Genomic DNA, 19727 nt, shown 5'->3' on the forward strand with positions numbered 1-19727 from the left:
GCCGGATGTACAATTTTCAGATACCGAGGTAGTATAATCCCAGATGATGTTTTTGCGATCATTGGTAATGCCAATAGAAATAGGCAACAAGCGGAGATGGGGATTGAATACAAGGCTTAGTATTTTATCCGGTAGTAATCAAGTAGGGCCTTGTAGCTGTCCTGTGCGGTGAGGCAAGTGTCACGCAGATACTCTCGGATTGTCGGCCATTGTTGCAGACCACGATAATAGAACATCTTCAACTCGTCCGTAACGATGAACGGTACGAAACCATTAGCCAGGTATTCTTTGAGCATCACAAGTCGGCCCACACGACCGCTGCCATCCTGGAATGGATGTATTGTTTCGAAACGTTGATGCAGATCAAGAACATCATCTAATGACTTTTTCTTCTTGGCATTATACTCCTTCAGGAGAGCTTTGATTTCGCATTTGACATCTTCCCGGCACTGTTATTTCGTTGCCGCCTACTTCATTAGGGATACGCTTATATTCACCCACGGCAAACCACTCCTGCGACTGTCGGCAGTACCGGATTTAAGTATAACGTGGAGTTCTTTAATCAGGCTCTCGGTCAATGATAAGATCGATGCATCTGAAGTGATTGACAGTCTCAATGATGTCATCCACTTTTATGCTTTCGCCCTCTATGTCAATAGTATTGGTCTAATACCAAAATCAGACCATTCAGGTTTAAAATATCACTTATTCTCAAACTTATAAAACATGAAAAAGAGTGAAGCAGCCTTCAGAACAGCTATTTTACAGGATGTGGCAGCCAGTTGTTTCATTTCATCAAAAGTCAGGTATTCTCTTAGTATCTTCCCAGTCTATTTTTGAAAGAGTATCTCTTGATATCGTTCTTCTGCCAATCACCGAAAGCAGGGTACACTTTCATGAAGAGATAAACCATACGGGTAGGCTTTCTCGTTATTGTTACAACCGATCATATCGAAATTCAAATATCCTTTCACATTCCTTATCTCCGGTAATACGACTTTATTTAAACTTTGATTAATGTGTATAATACTTTGGTAATTTTTCACCGAAATATTAATTAAGTCATTCGCTTACTTTTGCATTTCATGCGTTAAACAATCGGTGTGGCCTGTATACGGCGACACTTCTTCATCGTTATTTTTCATATAGTAAAGACACTTGGCTGTAACTTGCCATTTGCGGAATACTGGAACCTTTGCCGGGCAAAAAGCCAAACCCGGACGGAGGAAAAGAATTGGAGGAGGCAACCCACAGAAAGGGCGATCCGATACAATCAATAAATTAACCAGCTACACCCTGGCGCGAGCGAAATAATCCATCATAGACACTATATATCTAAGTAACGGTACCAGTACACCTATTACGTATATTATAGCGTACCCCAAAAGGACTAAAGGTAATATTTTACGATAAAGACATGCTATAGCAAGTAATATAAACGAGAAGGAAAAGCCATAAACTCCTATTTGAAAACCGGGTATCAATTCATAAACAGGTACGGGTTCCGGATGAAGCATGGCTCCGGCCACAATAGAATAAAGGCTGGTCAATAATATAAGCAGCGTATATAAGCAACTCTTAAGAATCCCGGGATCATTCCTTTTACAAAGGGTTATTGTCTGGATGTCACTCCTAAGAAACTCAATCCCCAATAAAATAGCCACTATAATGCCTGTATCAAAAGTATTCATTCCAATCACGTTTAGTGCAAATATATATATTAATTCCGAAAGGTCACGCTTTGACTTATTGCAGGATGTAGCATCCGATAGTCTGGAAAGCATTTTTTTGGTTCTTTTTTGGGGAGACTGCCAAAAAAGAACCCCGAAGCTGAAATTCCGGGCAGACGGGATTTCTCCCGTCCACCTTTACCTATTTTGTAATCTTCCCTCGTCCGCATAGCTATAATAACTATTACCGGCAACAATCACATGATCTAACAGACGGATGTCTAATGTTTCAGCGGCTTTTTTAACCGCTTCCGTCAAGCGGTCATCTGCACCGCTAGGCTTGCGTGCTCCTGACGGGTGGTTATGCACCATGATAAAAGATACGGCGTTATAATACAATGCCTGCCTCATGATAACCCGTATATCCACAGGGGCGGTATTTATCCCACCGCATGAGATACGGACTTTACGGATGAGTTTGGACGAACTGTTCAGCAACAGCACCCACATCTCTTCAGTAGTGATATCGCACAAAACAGGATGCATCATTTTATAAACATGATCACTGGATAAAAGCGCAGGACTTTCAACTTGCCCTTCTTTCAGGCGTTTATACAGCTCAATCGCCGCATAAGCGACTTTTTTACGGCTGGGTGTCAGTGTTTCCAGTACATCAGACAAAAACAACCCGTCCATTTCCATCTGTTCATACTTATATTCCTCATGTTTCAGTTTCTCACTGTTCGTCAAGACATAGATCAACTCGCTGTTTTCCATCACCCGATAAACGTCATTCACCTCAAATACGGTTCTCTTCGTTTTCATACTGCCAAAAATTAAAAGATTAATACTCGCAAACATCGCTTGTCGCCCCAACCATAAATTTTTCCTTAACTGATTGGGAACAGTGCATTGAAGAGAAAGCGGGAAAGACGGATCAGAACGGGATTGAACTGGTAAATACTACCTCCCGGAATGGGAGGATGGAGATTTGGCTTTTCAATATCGGGCGTTCCGGCCACGCCTACCTTCGCAATGTTCCTGTCAGTTCAGGAAAAAATCATCATACCTCTCTTCCGGCATAGCCGGAGCGTAGAGCGTTTGGGATAGCAGGGAAAAGCCCGGAGGGTAACGAGGACTTGCAACGAATAGCCCGGCCAGAAGGGAACGCCCTGAAAAACCAATTCGGATACAGAAGATGAACAGAACCGCCTTCCAATCATATAAAAAAACGTGAAAATCAACACATACTTCCGAAAAATCTTTTTCCGAAAGTACGTATAGGGCATGTGAAGGGAAAATAAATTTTCCCGGTCATTTCTATGTTACCGCTTTGGGGATATTTAAAGGGGTTAGGAGTTTAGGTCTTTATTATGTATTTTGGTGGATGGTTTTACACAGCCGATACCTTTTATTTAAAAATTTCTCTCTTTTATTTCACTGATATACCGACATATAAAAAAACAGGGATTACCTATTCCCTTCATTAACGGGTGGACGGTTTTACACAGCTGACAAGTGAAACCGGACGCTTTTACACAACTAAAGCAAAAGGAGTGGACGGTTCTACACAACTATAAGCAATAAACGGGACACTTGTACACAACTAAAACAGGCAAAGCGGATGACTCCACACATCTAATCACCCCAATAGGGACACTTCTACACAACTAATTCTGTAAAAAAACGTGAAACGTGGACGGTTCTACACAGCTGGATCGTCCATGTTCACCGCCCCGTCCGTTTCCGGAGATATGAACTCTTCAGGAGCAGGAGCAACTTCCGTTCCATTGGCACTCTCCAACTCTTCCTGTGCCCATCCTTCTGGAAACCTGCCGAATACAGCCACGAAATCACTGATATATATCTGTTTTTTCTTTTCTACGCTTTCCGGGGAGTTTGCCCATAAAAGGAACTCTTTATACAGTCCGGCATCTTCCTCCACCTCTTTGATCTTCTTCCTCCTGACAGCCATATCCGTGTCCGGGTAGGCAATCTCGACATACAGCCCAAGCAGGTTCTTATAGAATTTCTTCACCACGACAGCATATTGTCCTTCATCAAAACAGTGTAGCGTATGCCTAGGAAACGAGAACAACACGGTATATGCCCATCTCTCATGATCGCCTTTCACAAAAGAGAAATTGAAATTGGTATATTTCAGGTAAGTATTCATCTTTTTCAGTATCGAGGCGACCTTCTTTTTCCGGTCTTTGGGTTCGGCAATCTCTATGCCGAGCTTTTTAGCCAGCTGATCGACTGTCAGCACATAAAAAAGGAGCCTTATTCTTGGTGGTCTTATACTTGATCAGGTAAACCATCTTGGAAAGTTCCAGATAGAAATAGCGGTAACGGCTGGGCAGGCTACGGTAATCCTGAAGCTCCAAGAGGTTATAGAGCGAGAACATGAAATTTTTTATCTCCGGGCTTACCACAGCCGAGTACAGCCTTTTCGTTGACTTCTTCGTCTTGAAATCGGTCATTATGTCGAAACGTTTCAAGATCTGCACGAAATTATAGGATGTACGGCCATCCTCGCCAATGGTCGGATAGCAGAGGTTCTCCAATCCCAGTTTATAGAGAGCCGCCTCAAAAACCGTCTCGATAGGATGGCTGATTCTCTGTCCTGCCGTGTCGGTACATACATATTCCGGCTGCATATTCTTTCCGAACATGGCCGAGAGCTGCCGACTATCCAGCTTGCGCTGCAAGTTGGTACGGTCATACCCCATCTTACGGCAAAAGTCTTCTACGGAGAACCAGGAAGTCCCGAACAAGTCTTTGAGGTGATAGCTGCCCAGGTATATGATCAGATCGAGCATGACGTTTCCACCTGCCTCATACAACCGTTCAATCAGCACGGAATTATAGCTTTCCCCAAGCACCCTGGGGACACGGATCAGTTCTTTTGCCATGATAATACTTACAAAATCAATCCTCTCTCTGTTTTCATTACCACAAAGATAGGCATACCGGCCAACATACGCATCATACTTATCAATCAGTTTTAACGCTATGACCGGCATGAGAAAAGGATACACTTATATTGCATATAGCGGAAAATTTGTAAGATTACCCTGTACTTTATAAGGCAACATAGAAAATCTCTCCGCATGCAATTCCGATCTTTTTCCCAGTAATGCTGTCAACGAATTGGCCCGGACATTCCCTTCGGCCTTCACTTCTATCGGCACCATTTGGGCATTACGTTGAATAACAAAATCCAACTCAAGACGCGAATTGTCTGTGTTATGGTAATAAATCGGTGATACGCCCTTACTTTTCATCTGCTGCAATACATATTGTTCAGTCATTCCTCCCTTGTATTCCTTAAATATGTCGTTTTTAATCAAGACTTGGGCCGGATCTGTCTTGACCATAGCACCCATAAGCCCCAAATCAACCATATAGAGTTTGAAAGCCGACAGGTCTTCATAAATATCAAGCGGAAGCTCCGGTTTGGTACATCGAGGCACTTTATACAACAACCCGGCATTTACAAGCCATTGAATGGCCATCTCAAAATCATTGGCTCTGGCACCTTTTCGCAAAGCTCCGTAAATGAATTTCTTGTTTTCTTTAAATAATTGGGAAGGAATGCTGTTCCATACCATTCGGACACGCAGAACCTGTTCTTTGGGCGCATGTTTTGAGAAGTCAAGATCATAGCCTTGCAAAATCTCCGACTGTATTCTTCTGACTTCCAGCAAGGAATCCGTTTCTACATATTTGAGTACAACTTCCGGCATACCACCTACATAATAATATTGCCGAAGGAGATCCGTATATTTGTCATGCAGGAGGCTTATCGTTTCAAAATCCCCACTCATAAGCAATTTACAAGCTTCTCCTTCTCCCTTGGCGACAAGAAACTCTTCAAAGTTCATAGGAAATATATTGATGACATTTACCTTCCCTACGGGATAAGACACATCCTGATGAAGGGACATCCCCAAAAGTGAACCTGCCACAGCTATATGATACTCCGGAACCTCCTCTTTAAAATACTTCAAAGATTCCAGTGCTTCCGGGATATCTTGTATCTCATCAAGGATAATAAGCGTATCACCCGGAGTAATGTCAACGGAAGTCATCGCACGCAGCCCCCGTAAAATTCTGTCAACATTGAAATCCTGAGAAAAAAGCTGGCGTGCAAGGTTATTCTTACGGCATACCACATAAGCCTCTTTTTTGTATTCAAGTTTGGCAAACTCATGGAGCAGCCATGTTTTCCCAACTTGTCGGGCACCATTTAAAATCAGAGGTTTTCTATCCTCACGGTTTTTCCATTCTATAAGTTGTTGCAAAACAAATCTTTTCATCTACAAACAGCATTTTTATACATGTAAAAACAGCGTATAATACATTTTTCCGCACTTATTTACACTACAAATATACTAAAATAAGCAGATAATAGAAGCAATCTTATACATTTTTCCGCACTTTAATCAACTCCGTTGAAGCCCAATGTCAAGAATGGAAAGCAGTAGCCAATTTAGGATTGCCTTCTCCACGCTCGATGGCCACCAGCGTATTGATGCCCACGCCCGCCAGTTCGGAGAAGTTCCAGCTGATTGACCTTCAAACTCTTCCTGCGCTCTTTAATCATCTTTCCTAGCTCTTTCATATTCACAACACATTGTGATTTTTCGACAGAAATAGGAATTTAAAACATGAAAACTGACTAAAATCACACTGTATTGTGATTTTAATCAGTTTTCATCCTAGTTCAAAGAAAAAAGAACAGCCGATAAAGTAACTATAATCATTGTATTCATATAGATTAACATCATATATTCAAGTTAATCTATATATTTACATGGATTATTTGTATATTTGCAAAAAAGGAACAACCATGTGGCATGAAATGAGCAATCCGGCTGTGCTGATGAAAATCGGCCAACGCATCAAAGAGACACGTATAAGGCAGCGTATCACGCAGGAAGAACTGGCAACGGCTTCCGGTGTAAGCCCCTTGACCGTTGCGAACATCGAGAAGGGCAAATCGGTATCGCTGCTGTTGTTCATCAGCGTACTCCGCTCGCTCGGTCTGCTGGAGAACCTGGAGCAACTGGTACCGGAAACCCGGGTCAGCCCGATAGAACTCAAGAAACTGCAAGGGAAGAAACGCTACCGTGTACGCCATTTAAAACAAGATAACCATGAATGATTTGATAGTAGATGTAAAGCTGTGGGGAGAAAGCGTAGGCTCTCTCTATTGGGAAAAGGAAAGCAATGCCGCCTTGTTCGACTATGAACGGAAGTTCATCCGCTCCGGTCTTGACATTTCTCCCATCATCATGCCCATCGACCAATACAGGAACACACCCTACCGATTCCTTGAAAACCGCACCAACTGTTTCAAGGGGTTGCCCGGACTGTTTGCCGATTCACTGCCGGATACATTTGGAAACCAAATCATCAATGAATGGTTTGCCAGCAAGGGATTGTCCAGAGAAGAGATTACCCCTTTAGACAGGCTTTGCTATGTAGGCAAACGTGGCATGGGCGCACTGGAGTTTGAGCCGTCTTCGCCAATCAACGGCATGAACGAATCATCGGTCCTCCATATCGAGGAGCTGACAGAGCTTGCCAAATTCGTATTCACAGATAGGATGGCTTTTCAGGCCCAACTGCGCCAGGAAGGAAGAAACATACTAGATATACTGAAGGTGGGAACATCAGCCGGAGGTGCCAAGCCCAAGGCCATCATCGCCTATAACGATATTACCGGAGAGGTACGCTCCGGGCAGGTAAAAGCCCCTGAAGGATTCGGGTATTGGCTGCTGAAATTTGATGGCGGCAAATACAGCGAACACACGCAGATAACGGACAATCCACAAGGAATAGGAAACATCGAATATGCCTATCACCGAATGGCAAAAGCCTGTGGTATCGATATGATGGAATGTCGGTTACTTCAGGAAAAAGAGTCATGCCATTTTATGACACGCCGTTTTGACCGTATGGAAAACGGAGAGAAGATTCATGTACAGACATTGGCCGGGCTTGCCCACTATGACCGTGACCAGCGCCATTCATACGAAGAGATATTCCGCATCATGAGGCAAATGAACCTGCCTTATCCCAGCCAGGAGGAGCTTTACCGAAGAATGGTGTTTAACGTCATGAGCCGGAACCATGACGACCATAGCAAGAACTTCTCTTTCCTGATGGACAAACAAGGGAAGTGGAAACTGTCTCCTGCATACGACCTCTGCTATTCATACACACCGGGCGGCAAATGGACGAACCGCCACCAACTGTCACTCAACGGCAAACAAGACAATTTCACGATGGAAGATCTGCAAAAGGTGGGTGAGAACATGGGTATCCGGGAACACAAACAGATTATCGAAAAGGTACAGGAAACCGTATCGCATTGGCATGAAACTGCCAAGGATTGCGGGGTCAAACCGGAACACGCCGACTTTATCGGAAAAAGCCTGCTCTTGTTCGGCAAGCAACTGCATACCATCCAAATGCCGGACATTGCCAACGAACAAGAGCAGGCTTTCATGAAGGCTATGCGGAATGATGACTTCAACGCCATCCTGGAACTGAAGATGAAAGGATATCAGCCATCGGAAAAGGTACTGAAAATCCTCCAGCCGGATATATCCGCCACCACCTTCATCGCTGCCGCCAAAATCTTCCAAATGGAGGAAGTGCTAAAAAGCATTCAGGACATAAAGCCCGCACAAAGCCCGATTATAGGCGGCAATAAGCGTAGCATGGAATTGGGGGATTAGCACACAAACGACGTCTCGCGACATTCAATATAATAGTAAATATATTAATTATTATCTATTATATTTTGATTTAACAGTTAATATATTTACCTTTGCGATATGACAACGAATCACATCACCCAAGCCATGGCCAATCCGGAAATCATAGCGGAACTGGGCAGGCGATTTAAGGAATACAGACTAACCTATAGGTTCACCCAGAAAGAGGCTGCCGAGAAAGCCGGTGTCAGCCTTATCACCTTGCGCCAGTTTGAGAACGGGAAGGCCTATAACATCAATATGGGCAACTTTCTTGCCCTGCTGCGAGTAGTGGACTGTCTGGAACAGATGGACGACCTGCTGCCGGAAATACCTGTTTCAGCCTATACTATGGAACAAATAATGAATAAAAAGCCGAAAAGGATAAGACATGGAAAATAATGTTGTGAGTGTTATGTTATGGGGGGAAGAAGTCGGAAAGCTCTATTGGGACGAAAGGAGCAAAAGAGCCGTCTTCAACTATCATCCGGACTTCATCAAGAAAGGAGTGGAAATCGCCCCACTGACCGCTTCTGTCAAAGGATCGGCGGCAAAGGGTATGCCCATACTCGGAAACAGAGAAAAGATTTATCAAGGTCTTCCACCGTTCTTGGCAGATTCATTGCCTGACCGGTGGGGTAACATGGTCTTCGACCAATGGGCGGCACAAAACCATATCCCCAAGCGCAAACTCACGCCGGTAGATAAACTGTCTTTCATCGGAAAACGGGGAATGGGAGCCTTTGAGTTCATTCCGGCCACTCCGGGATTGGAATCCTCTTCTACTCTCCAGATAGAGAGTTTATACCAACTGGCACGCCGTATCTTCGAGGAACGGGAGGAAATATCCGTGCAAGATGATGAAGCACTGCAACTGCAAAGTATCTATGAGATAGGGACATCAGCCGGAGGACAGCACCCGAAAGCCATCATCGCCATCAATGAAACGACACATGATATACGTTCCGGCCAAGTTCCTTTGCCGGAGGGCTATACCTACTACATATTGAAGTTTGCAGAAGGGGACGATTTTCCGTTCACGCAAATGGAAATGGTATATTATAAGTTGGCAAAAGAAGCCGGGATTACGATGATGCCTTCCCGACTCATTCAAATTGAGGGGAAACATCACTTCCTGACGGAGCGTTACGATAGGATAAACGGAGAGAAGATACATACACAGACACTCGCTGCCATGAATCCGGACGCAACAAGCTATGAGGATTTGTTTGAAGTCTGCCGAAAACTGAGCATCCCGGCCAGCGAACAGTCCGAACTGTACCGCCGGATGGTATTCAATGTCATGGGCGGCAACGTGGATGACCATATCAAGAATTTCTCTTTCCTGATGGAAAGAAACGGCACATGGCACATCACCCCTGCATACGACATGACATTCACCACCAATTTAGACGGTGCGGCCTATGAAAACGTACACTCTATGAATATTTCGGGAAAAGACAACGGCATCACGGAAGATGACCTCTTGCAATTTGCCCGACAAAACGGAATAAAGAATGCGAAAAGGATAATCGAGGAAGTCAGCCTTGCCATCAGCCATTTCTACGATTATGCCACCAATTATCAAATCGATGAGTATTGGAAAGACCGCATCGAAGAGCATCTTTCCGGCTTGGTATCTCCGCTCATAGGGGAAACCATGAAGCACTACCTGCCCACCATCGTTGAACCCTACGAAACAGAGGATGGCTTTCTAGTATCAGAAATCAACATCATCGAAAACACCCGGCATGATTTCCGTATCGAGGCAGTCATCAACGGAAAGCGACAGAAATACATCGCCGGGCGTAAAAGCGATTTGGCTGCTGAAATCATAGCCAAAGGAAGAAACAAAATGACCGCTGAGAACAAGAAAGAACTTCTGGAACGGTTGTTGCTCCCTTTGGCTAGAAGAAAATAAAAACAGACAAATAGCGACATTATCACATTAATAAAAAATCTGTTCTTGTTCGGCAGACAACCACATACAACTTCTTCTGAAAGCATAAATCAAAGAGGCGTTAAAAAATAGCATTCAAAGTTTTTTGGTTCTTTTTGCGAAAAAGAACCGCTGAGCAAAAAAATCAACGGTTACTTTACTTTCGGAAAAATATGTAATGACGTTATAGACCGAATGAGGGGCGCAGCTTCTTCATAGCATTCTCCACATCAAAGGAAGACACATCCATAAGATCTTCTCCCCATGCTTCCGGAAAGTCAAGAATGGAACGTCCGTTATTGAGAACCGCATCACGGATGGCTCTCATCGCATTCTGCCGGGTCGGTTCCAGCTTGAAGAAAAGACAATGCCTGACTGCCATCGTAAGGGTATCATCGTCTATAAAGAAACGGATGGTGACTGTCATGTGTACCTGTGTCCGTTTCTCCAGTATCTTCTTTTTGGTTTCCAGCTTAGCCAACCGGGAAACATAAAATGAAGGAATACGTTTCCCAGATTCAACACAAGCCTTCATCGCTTCATGTATTTCAGCGATACCGTCACGTATATCCGTCAAGTCGGTGCAATTGGATGCAACCGTGTAAGCCGATAACTTTTTCATCTCAAAAGCCGTTTTTATAGGGCAAAAGCCCTGTTTGTGAAACTTATATTATCTGAATCTCCTTGTCACCTACCTTCTCGTCCGATACAACCAATACCTCGTATTTCATCTTCTTGTAATTATAGACTACGGCAAGCGTATTAAAAACACCGTTATCATACCGCCTGTCATAAACGGTATGTACATACTCATACATCGTATTTCCCATCATGAACTTGATGGATGCTTCAGTAAAATAGAATGCCACCGCATAAGCCAGCGTTTTCTTTTTATCAACCTTCTTTGTTTTCATAACCATTTGTCCTTTATTGTTTTCTGATAAAATATTCAATGGCCGAATGAACCAATATATAATGTGTAGGTGTCTGCCTGCATTGTTCCGCATAAGGATTATAGAACTGGAGAGCCAGCGCATGGTATAATTCCGGCAATTCCCGCTTGATTCTCGCTGCAAGCATCCGATAAGAGCATTTTCGTCCGTACTTCATCAGCTCACGCCATTTATCCTGTGTTATTTCCGTGCAATTCGTTTCGTAAACCATAACTTCCGTTTTTAAGTTCAACATTCCGTTTACCCCTTAATCAATTCAGGCAATCCTTTACCGTCGTACCGATTTTCAGCCCTTTATCCAGCTGCACGATCAACCCACGAACATTCACCTCTTGAATTTGAGAAAGAAGCACATACCCCCATTCCCATTCTTGAATATGGCAATAGCCGAAAAAGAGCCAATCACCGTCTTCCTGCTGTTCAGCTTCCGTTACCAACCATACCGCCGAAGAGAAAGGAAGAAAAAATCTCGCTATAACTTCCGCATTAAGCCCCTGCCCCTCTTTTGAATACAAAGGGTTGGCTTCAAACACATTCTTTAGTTGTTCTGTCACTGTAATCATACGTCACATTTTTAATGGGTTAAACTTCTAATTTTATGCTTCAGCTAGATTTAAAGACCTTTTTTTAAAACCCTTTCCGGGATGGCCTTTTCCAAACATATCCTTCAAGAAAACAAGATACGCCTGAATTCTTTTTTCCTGGAACAGGAATCCGTGCAGAAGAAAGGGACTCAGTTTATATTCAGATATGCATTCTACTCCGTTGAGAAACCCCGAAAGATCACGAAGCAGCATCTATTGAAAGAATATGCAGGGGTGCCTTTGGAAAAAAGGAGCATGCAACCGGAACAAATACCCGATATGAAGCAATATAGTGATATAATACTGTATTGGAGATGCCAACTCTCCTGAAGCACAGCAACAGCTGACGGAATACCTCCAGCAACATAATTCATTAAAAGTCCAGTTGTCTTTTTTTGACAAGAGAAATGATTCCACTAGCAAGGATGAACAATCCATCGCATATGCGGAACTACAGAAGGCGTTATTTTTTTGCCAAAGAAAAAAGATACCTCTCCTGTTCGTTTCCATAAAAGACATGATAAACGATATCCGTTTTTTCAATCTGCTGGAGGAGAGCCATATCGATTTCAGATGTATTGATTTCCCGTGGTTCTACAAGGAGAATCTGCCTCTGATAAAGGCGGTTGTGCTATATGAAAAATTGGAAATAAGAATAAATGTATAAGATATCAAGCTTACAGATTGGCCTTCAATGTTGCAGCATTGAGGTTTATGAGAAACAATTCTAAATATATTTCTGTTTGGCGAAATCTTATTCTAAAAGGAACTCTAAATAAAAGAATCCACCTTCAGATATCTTTCTTCACTTATCCTCAAAGTATATAATCCAAACATAAATATCAGACCTATTTTCCCTATAACTGAGTAATAAAAAGATTATTCCCCAACACCGTAAACAAAGAAATAACAGAAGCACTTTAAAAGAGTGTATCTAACTCACTTTTTTAAGGATAATATCCCTGTTACAGTTATCTGTAGCAGGTGATCCTTTCAAATTGGGCATTAGATGCACCCTTTTTCTTATTCCAACAAATGCACCAATTCCCAATACATCTTCAAAAACACCTCCAGATACACCTTCAGACTCGGGAAATAGACGAAAGACTTCCGGCAAAAGAAAGGCACGTGAATGGCCGTTCATTCGGAACCTCCATTTCCGGATAGCGTTTCTTTGTCCATCCAAAATAATCTCTATCGGGACAGAACAATAAACAAAAGCATAAATATCAGGCAAAATTGTCCCGATAAAATAATTATAACATGACTATTGAAGATGAAATCCTCCAATACCTGCACTATCATCCTCTATCAAACAGGGTTGAGATAACGCTTGGGATAACCAATCCTCCCAGTGGCAGGATTGTAAAAAGACTACTGGCCGATGCCGTAACCAAAGGAATGATAGAAGTACTCTAACAATAGTAGTGCCACTATATTATAAGCAGCACTGCAATTGTTCCTTACCCCAGCAAATGCACCTCCTGTAACCTCACCAATCCCAAATACATCTTCAAGAACACCTCCTGATACACCTTCAGATCCGGGAAATAGACGAAAGACTTCCGGGAAAAAGAGAGACATGTGAATGGCCGTTCATTTGGAACCTCCATTTCCGGATAGCGTTTCTTCGCCTGGTCAACCGCCATCTTGTTCAGTGAAGCCACGAAGTTGGCCTGCCGTATCGGATTCCATTTCGGGGTTTCAAGAATCACCATCCCATCTTTTCTCTCCGGGATAACCATGTATTCATTCTGTGTGTTACGGGCATAATAACACACGAAAGACAAGGCTTCATAGACATTATCCCCCACATGAATGCCGATAACCTGTTCTTCAACCGGTGTACCGGCAAAGCATTCCGCAATCTGCTTCATGGCATACCCATGCAACAAGGCAGCATCAGAAGCCAACAGATAAGCCGGTGCGGTACGCTCTCCTCCCTTATCGATGGCAGCAAAGAGAGAAGGACTCCAACAGAGATGGATGAGCTTTCCTTTTTCTTTCTCACGAAGGGAAGCGACACATAACCGGTTGTCAAAGACCAAACGGGCTTCTTTCGTTTCCGGATGAAACTGGAACACGTTCCGTACCTTATCAGGTTTGTGTATATCCATCATCAGATAGCCTTGCCACCCGGACACATGTTTTGTCTTCAAAGTTGTTTCGCTTTCCTCTACATCAAAGAGATATGACAAGAGCTTTTCCCGCTTGCAACATACGGAAAGAGAAAACTCATCCTGTTCTTTCATCTGCTGCATATCCAATGAAAGGACAAAAGCCAATTGCCAAGGAGTAAGCTCGGAAAAGCCATGTAATTCGATACAAGACAACGCATCTTTCTCCGGTGAGTAAACGACATATCCCCGGCCACCTATCTCATATCTCAACATGAAATCCCCCTGTTCAGTGGGATGATAATTCTGTAAAACGGTCTGATAATTCATAAAGCAAATGTATTAAGTTAGTATTCATCATAATGAGAAATCGGGACCACTCTTGCGTTTCCGTTTCTTTTTGGACGGTATGAGATCATCCTCTTGCGACTTCTTCCCGCTGCCGGTAATGTCAAGCTCCGGAATGGCCATAACTCCCCCACCCTGCATATAGAAAGCCTCACGATCCACCCGCTCACGGAACTCCCCTACCCTATCAATATGCGATGAGAAACCGATAGCCACACCATCGAAATGCCTCTGGATATTCCGATAAGTAAGCTGGCGAGAAAGTTCCGCACCCTTGAAGATATGAGGATCTTCCACGTTTTCCATATAGAAAGAAATCCCATATGCGCCTTTGCCGTTTACATGCTCCGTCACCCGAATCGATTCTTCCGCCAAGTTCTTCTTGAAATCCTCATATCCGGAAGAAGAGTTCAAAGCCTTAAACACGTGGTCATAGAGATAATGCTTCTGTTCATCGGCACTCATGCCATGGCCATCAAAACAGATATTACCGAAGCGATATTTCTGAGGAAGCGAAACGTCCTTCAGATAAAATCCAGAATCCTTAATGCCATAGACATAATAGGATTTGTCATTCTTGGTGACAAGGCGCATATATCCCCCTTCTTGTTCCAGGTTTCTTCGGAAATCGGATGTACTTTCAGAAAAAGAATAAATACGGTCAAGCAGCTGTAACAGTTCGTCCTTGAACAAGGGTTTGAAAAAGCCTCCTTTTTCCAGCAATGCGAAAAGGTTGTCATAGCTTTCATCACCCAACAGGACACGCCATTCTTCATTGGCCAGTTTTATTTCTTGCAAGGGTTTATCCAAAGACCAGTATGTATCGGATTGTTCCAGGACAGCCGATACCTTATCCTTATAATTATAACTACGCATGGCTTTTTTCAAGGCCGCATCAAAATAATAGTTACGGTATTGCGACTCTCCCAATGTGGTTCTCTTGACACCTTCCTTTTCCAAAGGCAATAACCCATACTTCTGCTCCAGTTCCCTTGATATCTTTTCGGAACGGCTGTAATTATTCCCGGAAGGAATGCTTTTGCCTTCTTCATCAATCGTGGTCAGCAGCACATGCACATGGCTGTGTACCTTGTCGGTATTCAGGACAACTGCATAACAGGACTTTCCGTACCCCATCCTCTCGATATATTCCCCGGCAAGAGAAAGCCACTGTTTATCGGAAAGGCTTTCTCCCGGATAGAGGCTCAGAATAAATTCCGCATAAGGTAGTTTCACCCGGTCATTCAACTGGGAGATAAGTTTCATGTAGGCTGGCATGGCGGCCAGTTCGTCACCGGTGGAGGTGCAAAGCACTTTTCCGTTTCCTTCCTTGACCTTGGAAAGCTGGTATTCGATTTTCCTGCTCATGGACAGGTGGGATGAGAAAGAAGGCTGTATCTCGGCTATCATAACAATTTCCGGTTAATGGTTTCTACATCCGAAAGGTATTGGTTAATCCGATCCAATGAATACAATATATTTTCATCGGACGGAAGCGTATTGATATGTTTGGCAAGCTGGTTGATATTGGCTCCTATTTTACGAAGTTCATATATCATTTGCACATCGGTTTTCGATATGCTTCTGCCTTTCAAGGCAGACTCTCTGATAAAGGAAGAAAGGGATTTTCCCTCTTCCTTTGAACGTTGAAGAAGCTGTTCTTTCTCGGCTTCCGTCAAGCGGATCTTTATACTTATATCTCGATTCTTTTTCATATATACAGAGTATGTGAGTGTAACGAACATTGGTCGGCAACTCGGCTGTCGCAAGGGTTTTTGTACCCACAAAAACATACCTTGCATTAGCAAAGATATGCAATAATACTCAGCTGTGAAACAAAACCAGACAAAAGTCTTGATTTCTTAATCCAGATTAACCGCTCACTTTGTTACAAAGTAACTACGCACATTGTAACAGGCAAACGGAAAGCCATTAGTTACAAAATACATAATTACTAATTATATTATTACAAAGTATGAACATACATACTTAATTATAATATTAAGTATGTACATAATTATATTCATATTTATATATGTAATTACTTATACAATTAAGTAAATAAGTGTGTAATAAATTAATTATAAAAGTATGCAATTATTTAATTTATTATTTATATATTTGCGCACATACTTAAAAACGTACATTATGGGACAAATATTACCAGGAGTAGTCGTAGCTTTTGAGAATCCCAAGGGCGGGGTAGGGAAGTCTACGCTGACAGCTTTGTTTGCAGGTTATATTCATTCGCAGTCAAACGAAGAGGGTGGCTTATCCATTGCCGTGGTGGATATCGACGACATGCAGAACACTATCGGAAAATTACGTGAGGACGAAGCCGAGGACGGAATCATGAAAAAGGAAGAAGAATATGAGGTTATCAATATCTCTTCCTCAGAGTTCATCAACCAACTGGATTTCCTTCAGGACAATTACGACATTATACTTGTCGATTTTCCGGGTAACCTGAAACAAAACGGTGTAGTTGAAACGCTGCACTTCGTTGACGTGATCATCATTCCCTTCGAACCGAACCAGACCGATTTAAGACCTACATTGGTCTTTTACAATAACATCTATGAAGGGATTATTGAAAGCCGTCAAAAGATTGGCAAAAAGACTACCGTGCGTGGTGTTATGAACCGTGTTCTTCCGAATGTGCTGGAGTTCAAAGAAATTTTGAAAAATAAAAAAACCTTGCCTTTCGAATTGATGCAAAACTACATCAAGGATTCAAGGGTTGACTATCAACGCAATTTAAGTACGCTGAGTAAAGCGTACCATCATCCCTGTGATGCGTTCTGTGAAGAGGTATTGGAATTAATCTGTAACCATATAGGAGAATAAAGCTATGGCAACCAACAAAGAAAGGACATCATCAGCCGCCATGAGAAAACTCTTGCTGCAAAGCGCCAGTAAGAAAGAGCAGGAAATCCAGCAGATCGGAAGTGTTGCGGAAAGCACTATTCCCCAACCTGCGATTGAGCAACCCATTCATGAAGAGGTGAAAGAATCGGCTCCGGTCACAGAAACCGTCCAAGAACCTCAGCCGGAACAAATGGAAAAGCCGGAATCCAAACCTTCCGTGCAGTCTTCTCCAAAAACAGAAGAAAGCAAAGTCTGCGGAAAAAAATTCTCGGAATATCTGGAAGAGCGAAAATTAAAGAACACCGAAGTAATCCGGATATCCAGCGAAACCCACAGAAAGCTGAAGCAGATTGCTATGGCCACTGGATTAGGAATGCACAACATCGCCAACAACATTCTTGAAGACATATTGACCAGCCATAACAAGGAGATTCAAGCGATACTGAAGAAGTATATGAGCATCTGATTCTACTTTCGGAAAAATATATATACGCCTGTTCGACTGCATCTGTCGGGCAGGCGTTATTTTTGCACACCGTTTTAGTGAAGGCCGGCATTGAACCGGGACACTTTTACACAACTGCGGAAAAATCCCTTTGCCTATTATCCTGGACAATATGTTAAAGAATTCAAACTTCTACTTGTTTCCACCTCAAAATTTTTTCCGAAAGTAAGAATACAGTAATAAAATCATTTCTTTGTTTTATTTAGGTTTTTAGGAATTTAAGTATTTGTGGGACACTTTTACACAACTAATAAGGGAGGTTTTCTGTATAATTAACTATATTATTGTAAGTTAGCACTTGATGGCATTTTTTCACAACCAGGACACTTCTGCACAACTAACCGACTATTCGGGACACTTCTGCACAACTAAATCGGTCATCCGGGACACTTTTACACAACTAGAATCTGCATTCAGGACACTTTTACACAACTAAATCAGGAATCCGGGACACTTCTGCACAACTAAACCGATCATTCGGGACACTTTTACACAACTGGGGGAGCGGAAACAGCCGTAGTCGGGACACTTTTACACAACTAAATCAAGAAACAGCACGAAAAAAATGCTTTGGAATCTTCATTTATAGGGAGTTAGATTCACTATCTCCGTAAAAAAACGTATCTTTGCATCAGTAAACAACAAGTGTCCGCCTATGAAGGAAAGTAATACACAAAAAGAGTTGAGCAGAGTCCCCAGGACTCTCAGCGAGTCTTCCAACACGAAAGTATTGGAAGTTCTATTTGATGCAGGCGGCACTGTCATGTCTGACATTATCATTTACGTGGCATCTTCACAAATGAAAGATCTGTTCGGCGACTGCTGGTTCTCCATCAACGATTTTTGTGAGGTCATGGGGTATGAACGAACCAAGTTGCAACGAAAACTGACCGAGAAGCAGCTTGACTTCCTGTTCAGCAACCAACGTCCGGTATATATCACCGAACAGAACGGGCAAAAGATAGAGCATCCGATAGAGAACACCTTTGAAGCGGCGTTATACCGTTTAGGGACATCCAACCTCAGTGTAGCATACGCCATGAACGGCAAGACGCAATATAAGTTCATTCAAATACTGGATCGCTTTGAGATAAAGGATGACTTCGGCACGAAAAAGCGCACCAAGCGGAATTACAACGTGCATCTGAGCAAAGATCTGATGAATACTTTGCTTACCGAATACAATCTGCTAGAACTGAAAGACTACCGTAACCTGCCAAACCGCAAAGGCTACCGCAAGTTTTATCTGAACCTAGCGAAAATGATTTACTTGATCAAGTATAAGATTGACCAAGGACAAGCACCTTATTTCACCGTTACGGTAGATCAGCTTGCCAAGGAATTTGATGTAACGGTAAAGGATAACCATGACCGGAAGAAGAAGGTGACTAGCATCTTAAACGGTATCAACAAAAAGCTGGAGAGAACCAAATTCCAATACCAGTACATCAAAGGAAAAGGGGAGAGGTGGCCTTATACCGTACAGTTTTTCTTTGACCAAGAAACACTGGAATATTTCGATGAAAAGATAAAGGCGATACTGACCTCGCAATATCACGATGCGCTCAAATCATCCTTCTTGTTAAACAAGAAAGGCATTCCCGTGAGCAGGCATTATCAATATAAGGATTTCTTCAAATTCGGCACCGGCGAATACTACCATGAATTTACCGCATGGCTTTATTCTGAAGAGGACAAGGAGATTAAGGAGAACATCTACCGGGATACCTATATAAAGGTAGTGGGCATTCGCCCAGAAGACCTTGCCGTCAACTTAAATCCCTAAAAGTTGGAACAAAAATCATAAAATAGTATCTTTGCAGCGGATTGTCAGGAAATTGGCAGTCCGCTTTTTACATACGTCCGTCTGTCTAACAAAAGAGTGGCATCTATCGTTAAGGAATTAACAACAACAGGCGCATGCCTGTACCAGTATGAAACTGGTACGGGGCGTGCCTTTGTTGTTGGAACGC

21 protein-coding genes and 3 pseudogenes are annotated in these 19727 nt (G+C 42.8%); 9 read left to right on the top strand and 15 right to left on the bottom strand.

What is annotated here, in order from left to right; translation table 11 throughout:
• Nucleotides 1-116: 116 nt before the first annotated feature.
• The 8 genes and pseudogenes from NBH07_RS22775 to NBH07_RS20585 form a co-directional block, all read right to left on the bottom strand.
• Nucleotides 117-666, bottom strand: a pseudogene (locus NBH07_RS22775) (Fic family protein); the annotation flags it as partial.
• A pseudogene (locus NBH07_RS22780) lies at nucleotides 663-849 on the bottom strand (site-specific integrase); the annotation flags it as partial. The pseudogenes NBH07_RS22775 and NBH07_RS22780, both read right to left, overlap by 4 nt.
• A 440-nt stretch (nucleotides 850-1289) precedes the next feature.
• Entirely contained in the window at nucleotides 1290-1691 is a 402-nt protein-coding gene (locus NBH07_RS20560) for a hypothetical protein (RefSeq protein WP_034528130.1), read from the bottom strand.
• 177 nt (nucleotides 1692-1868) lie between these two features.
• Nucleotides 1869-2495, bottom strand: a complete 627-nt coding sequence (locus NBH07_RS20565) for a JAB domain-containing protein (protein WP_227154435.1) — start codon at nucleotides 2493-2495, stop codon at nucleotides 1869-1871.
• Between the two features lie 880 nt (nucleotides 2496-3375).
• Entirely contained in the window at nucleotides 3376-3939 is a 564-nt protein-coding gene (locus tag NBH07_RS20570) for a hypothetical protein (protein ID WP_227154433.1), read from the bottom strand.
• The gene (locus NBH07_RS20575; RefSeq protein WP_227154431.1) at nucleotides 3914-4585 is read right to left on the bottom strand and encodes a hypothetical protein; all 672 of its coding nucleotides are present in this window, start codon (nucleotides 4583-4585) and stop codon (nucleotides 3914-3916) included. The genes NBH07_RS20570 and NBH07_RS20575 overlap by 26 nt, the downstream gene beginning before the upstream one ends.
• Nucleotides 4586-4711: 126 nt before the next feature.
• A complete protein-coding gene (locus tag NBH07_RS20580) occupies nucleotides 4712-5992 on the bottom strand; it encodes an ATP-binding protein (RefSeq protein WP_008781169.1) in 1281 nt (426 codons plus the stop codon).
• A gap of 126 nt (nucleotides 5993-6118) precedes the next feature.
• Nucleotides 6119-6297: pseudogene (locus tag NBH07_RS20585) on the bottom strand (helix-turn-helix domain-containing protein).
• Between the two features lie 192 nt (nucleotides 6298-6489).
• Between NBH07_RS20585 and NBH07_RS20590 the strand changes: the two are divergent.
• From NBH07_RS20590 to NBH07_RS20605, 4 genes are all read left to right on the top strand, one after another.
• The gene (locus NBH07_RS20590) at nucleotides 6490-6840 is read left to right on the top strand and encodes a helix-turn-helix transcriptional regulator (RefSeq protein WP_008781168.1); all 351 of its coding nucleotides are present in this window, start codon (nucleotides 6490-6492) and stop codon (nucleotides 6838-6840) included.
• Complete coding sequence (locus NBH07_RS20595) at nucleotides 6833-8422, top strand: type II toxin-antitoxin system HipA family toxin (RefSeq protein WP_008781167.1); 1590 nt, start codon at nucleotides 6833-6835, stop codon at nucleotides 8420-8422. The genes NBH07_RS20590 and NBH07_RS20595 overlap by 8 nt, the downstream gene beginning before the upstream one ends.
• A 99-nt stretch (nucleotides 8423-8521) precedes the next feature.
• Nucleotides 8522-8842: a helix-turn-helix domain-containing protein gene (locus NBH07_RS20600; RefSeq protein ID WP_007844677.1), complete on the top strand. Its 321-nt coding sequence runs from the start codon at nucleotides 8522-8524 to the stop codon at nucleotides 8840-8842.
• Entirely contained in the window at nucleotides 8832-10361 is a 1530-nt protein-coding gene (locus NBH07_RS20605) for a type II toxin-antitoxin system HipA family toxin (protein ID WP_008781166.1), read from the top strand. The genes NBH07_RS20600 and NBH07_RS20605 overlap by 11 nt, the downstream gene beginning before the upstream one ends.
• Before the next feature lie 202 nt (nucleotides 10362-10563).
• On the opposite strand, the gene NBH07_RS20610 is transcribed toward NBH07_RS20605, so the two are convergent.
• From NBH07_RS20610 to NBH07_RS20625, 4 genes are read right to left on the bottom strand one after another with little or no spacing between them, the layout of a single operon-like run.
• Nucleotides 10564-11001 (bottom strand): hypothetical protein, encoded by a 438-nt coding sequence (locus NBH07_RS20610; RefSeq protein WP_008781165.1) that lies wholly within the window; start codon nucleotides 10999-11001, stop codon nucleotides 10564-10566.
• A 43-nt stretch (nucleotides 11002-11044) separates the two neighbouring features.
• Nucleotides 11045-11293 carry a hypothetical protein gene (locus tag NBH07_RS20615; protein WP_034528129.1) on the bottom strand — a complete coding sequence of 83 codons (249 nt, stop codon included), beginning with the start codon at nucleotides 11291-11293 and terminating at the stop codon, nucleotides 11045-11047.
• A gap of 13 nt (nucleotides 11294-11306) precedes the next feature.
• A complete protein-coding gene (locus NBH07_RS20620; RefSeq protein WP_008781163.1) occupies nucleotides 11307-11543 on the bottom strand; it encodes a hypothetical protein in 237 nt (78 codons plus the stop codon).
• A 40-nt stretch (nucleotides 11544-11583) separates the two neighbouring features.
• Complete coding sequence (locus NBH07_RS20625) at nucleotides 11584-11895, bottom strand: DUF2958 domain-containing protein (protein WP_122128857.1); 312 nt, start codon at nucleotides 11893-11895, stop codon at nucleotides 11584-11586.
• A gap of 538 nt (nucleotides 11896-12433) precedes the next feature.
• Here NBH07_RS20625 and NBH07_RS20630 point away from each other — a divergent pair.
• Both NBH07_RS20630 and NBH07_RS20635 read left to right on the top strand, forming a co-directional pair.
• The gene (locus NBH07_RS20630) at nucleotides 12434-12583 is read left to right on the top strand and encodes a hypothetical protein (RefSeq protein ID WP_227154429.1); all 150 of its coding nucleotides are present in this window, start codon (nucleotides 12434-12436) and stop codon (nucleotides 12581-12583) included.
• A gap of 596 nt (nucleotides 12584-13179) precedes the next feature.
• The gene (locus NBH07_RS20635; RefSeq protein ID WP_005868867.1) at nucleotides 13180-13335 is read left to right on the top strand and encodes a hypothetical protein; all 156 of its coding nucleotides are present in this window, start codon (nucleotides 13180-13182) and stop codon (nucleotides 13333-13335) included.
• Between the two features lie 44 nt (nucleotides 13336-13379).
• Here NBH07_RS20635 and NBH07_RS20640 read toward each other — a convergent pair whose 3' ends face one another.
• Genes NBH07_RS20640 through NBH07_RS20650 form a run of 3 tightly spaced genes read right to left on the bottom strand, consistent with a single transcriptional unit; the run spans nucleotide 13380 to nucleotide 16126 of the window.
• A complete protein-coding gene (locus NBH07_RS20640) occupies nucleotides 13380-14363 on the bottom strand; it encodes a hypothetical protein (RefSeq protein WP_008781160.1) in 984 nt (327 codons plus the stop codon).
• A gap of 27 nt (nucleotides 14364-14390) precedes the next feature.
• Nucleotides 14391-15791 carry a relaxase/mobilization nuclease domain-containing protein gene (locus NBH07_RS20645; RefSeq protein ID WP_008781159.1) on the bottom strand — a complete coding sequence of 467 codons (1401 nt, stop codon included), beginning with the start codon at nucleotides 15789-15791 and terminating at the stop codon, nucleotides 14391-14393.
• Entirely contained in the window at nucleotides 15788-16126 is a 339-nt protein-coding gene (locus NBH07_RS20650; RefSeq protein ID WP_008781158.1) for a plasmid mobilization protein, read from the bottom strand. Before NBH07_RS20650 ends, NBH07_RS20645 begins: the two co-directional genes overlap by 4 nt.
• Before the next feature lie 403 nt (nucleotides 16127-16529).
• Between NBH07_RS20650 and NBH07_RS20655 the strand changes: the two genes are divergently transcribed.
• From NBH07_RS20655 to NBH07_RS20665, 3 genes are all read left to right on the top strand, one after another.
• Nucleotides 16530-17228: a ParA family protein gene (locus NBH07_RS20655; RefSeq protein WP_008781157.1), complete on the top strand. Its 699-nt coding sequence runs from the start codon at nucleotides 16530-16532 to the stop codon at nucleotides 17226-17228.
• 4 nt (nucleotides 17229-17232) lie between these two features.
• A complete protein-coding gene (locus NBH07_RS20660; protein WP_008781156.1) occupies nucleotides 17233-17715 on the top strand; it encodes a DUF3408 domain-containing protein in 483 nt (160 codons plus the stop codon).
• Nucleotides 17716-18409: 694 nt separating this feature from the next.
• Entirely contained in the window at nucleotides 18410-19540 is a 1131-nt protein-coding gene (locus tag NBH07_RS20665) for a hypothetical protein (RefSeq protein WP_110506514.1), read from the top strand.
• The last annotated feature ends 187 nt before the right edge of the window (nucleotides 19541-19727 follow it).

The organism is Parabacteroides sp. B2-S-102, assembly GCF_023656665.1.
GTDB classification, from domain to species: Bacteria; Bacteroidota; Bacteroidia; order Bacteroidales; family Tannerellaceae; genus Parabacteroides; species Parabacteroides distasonis.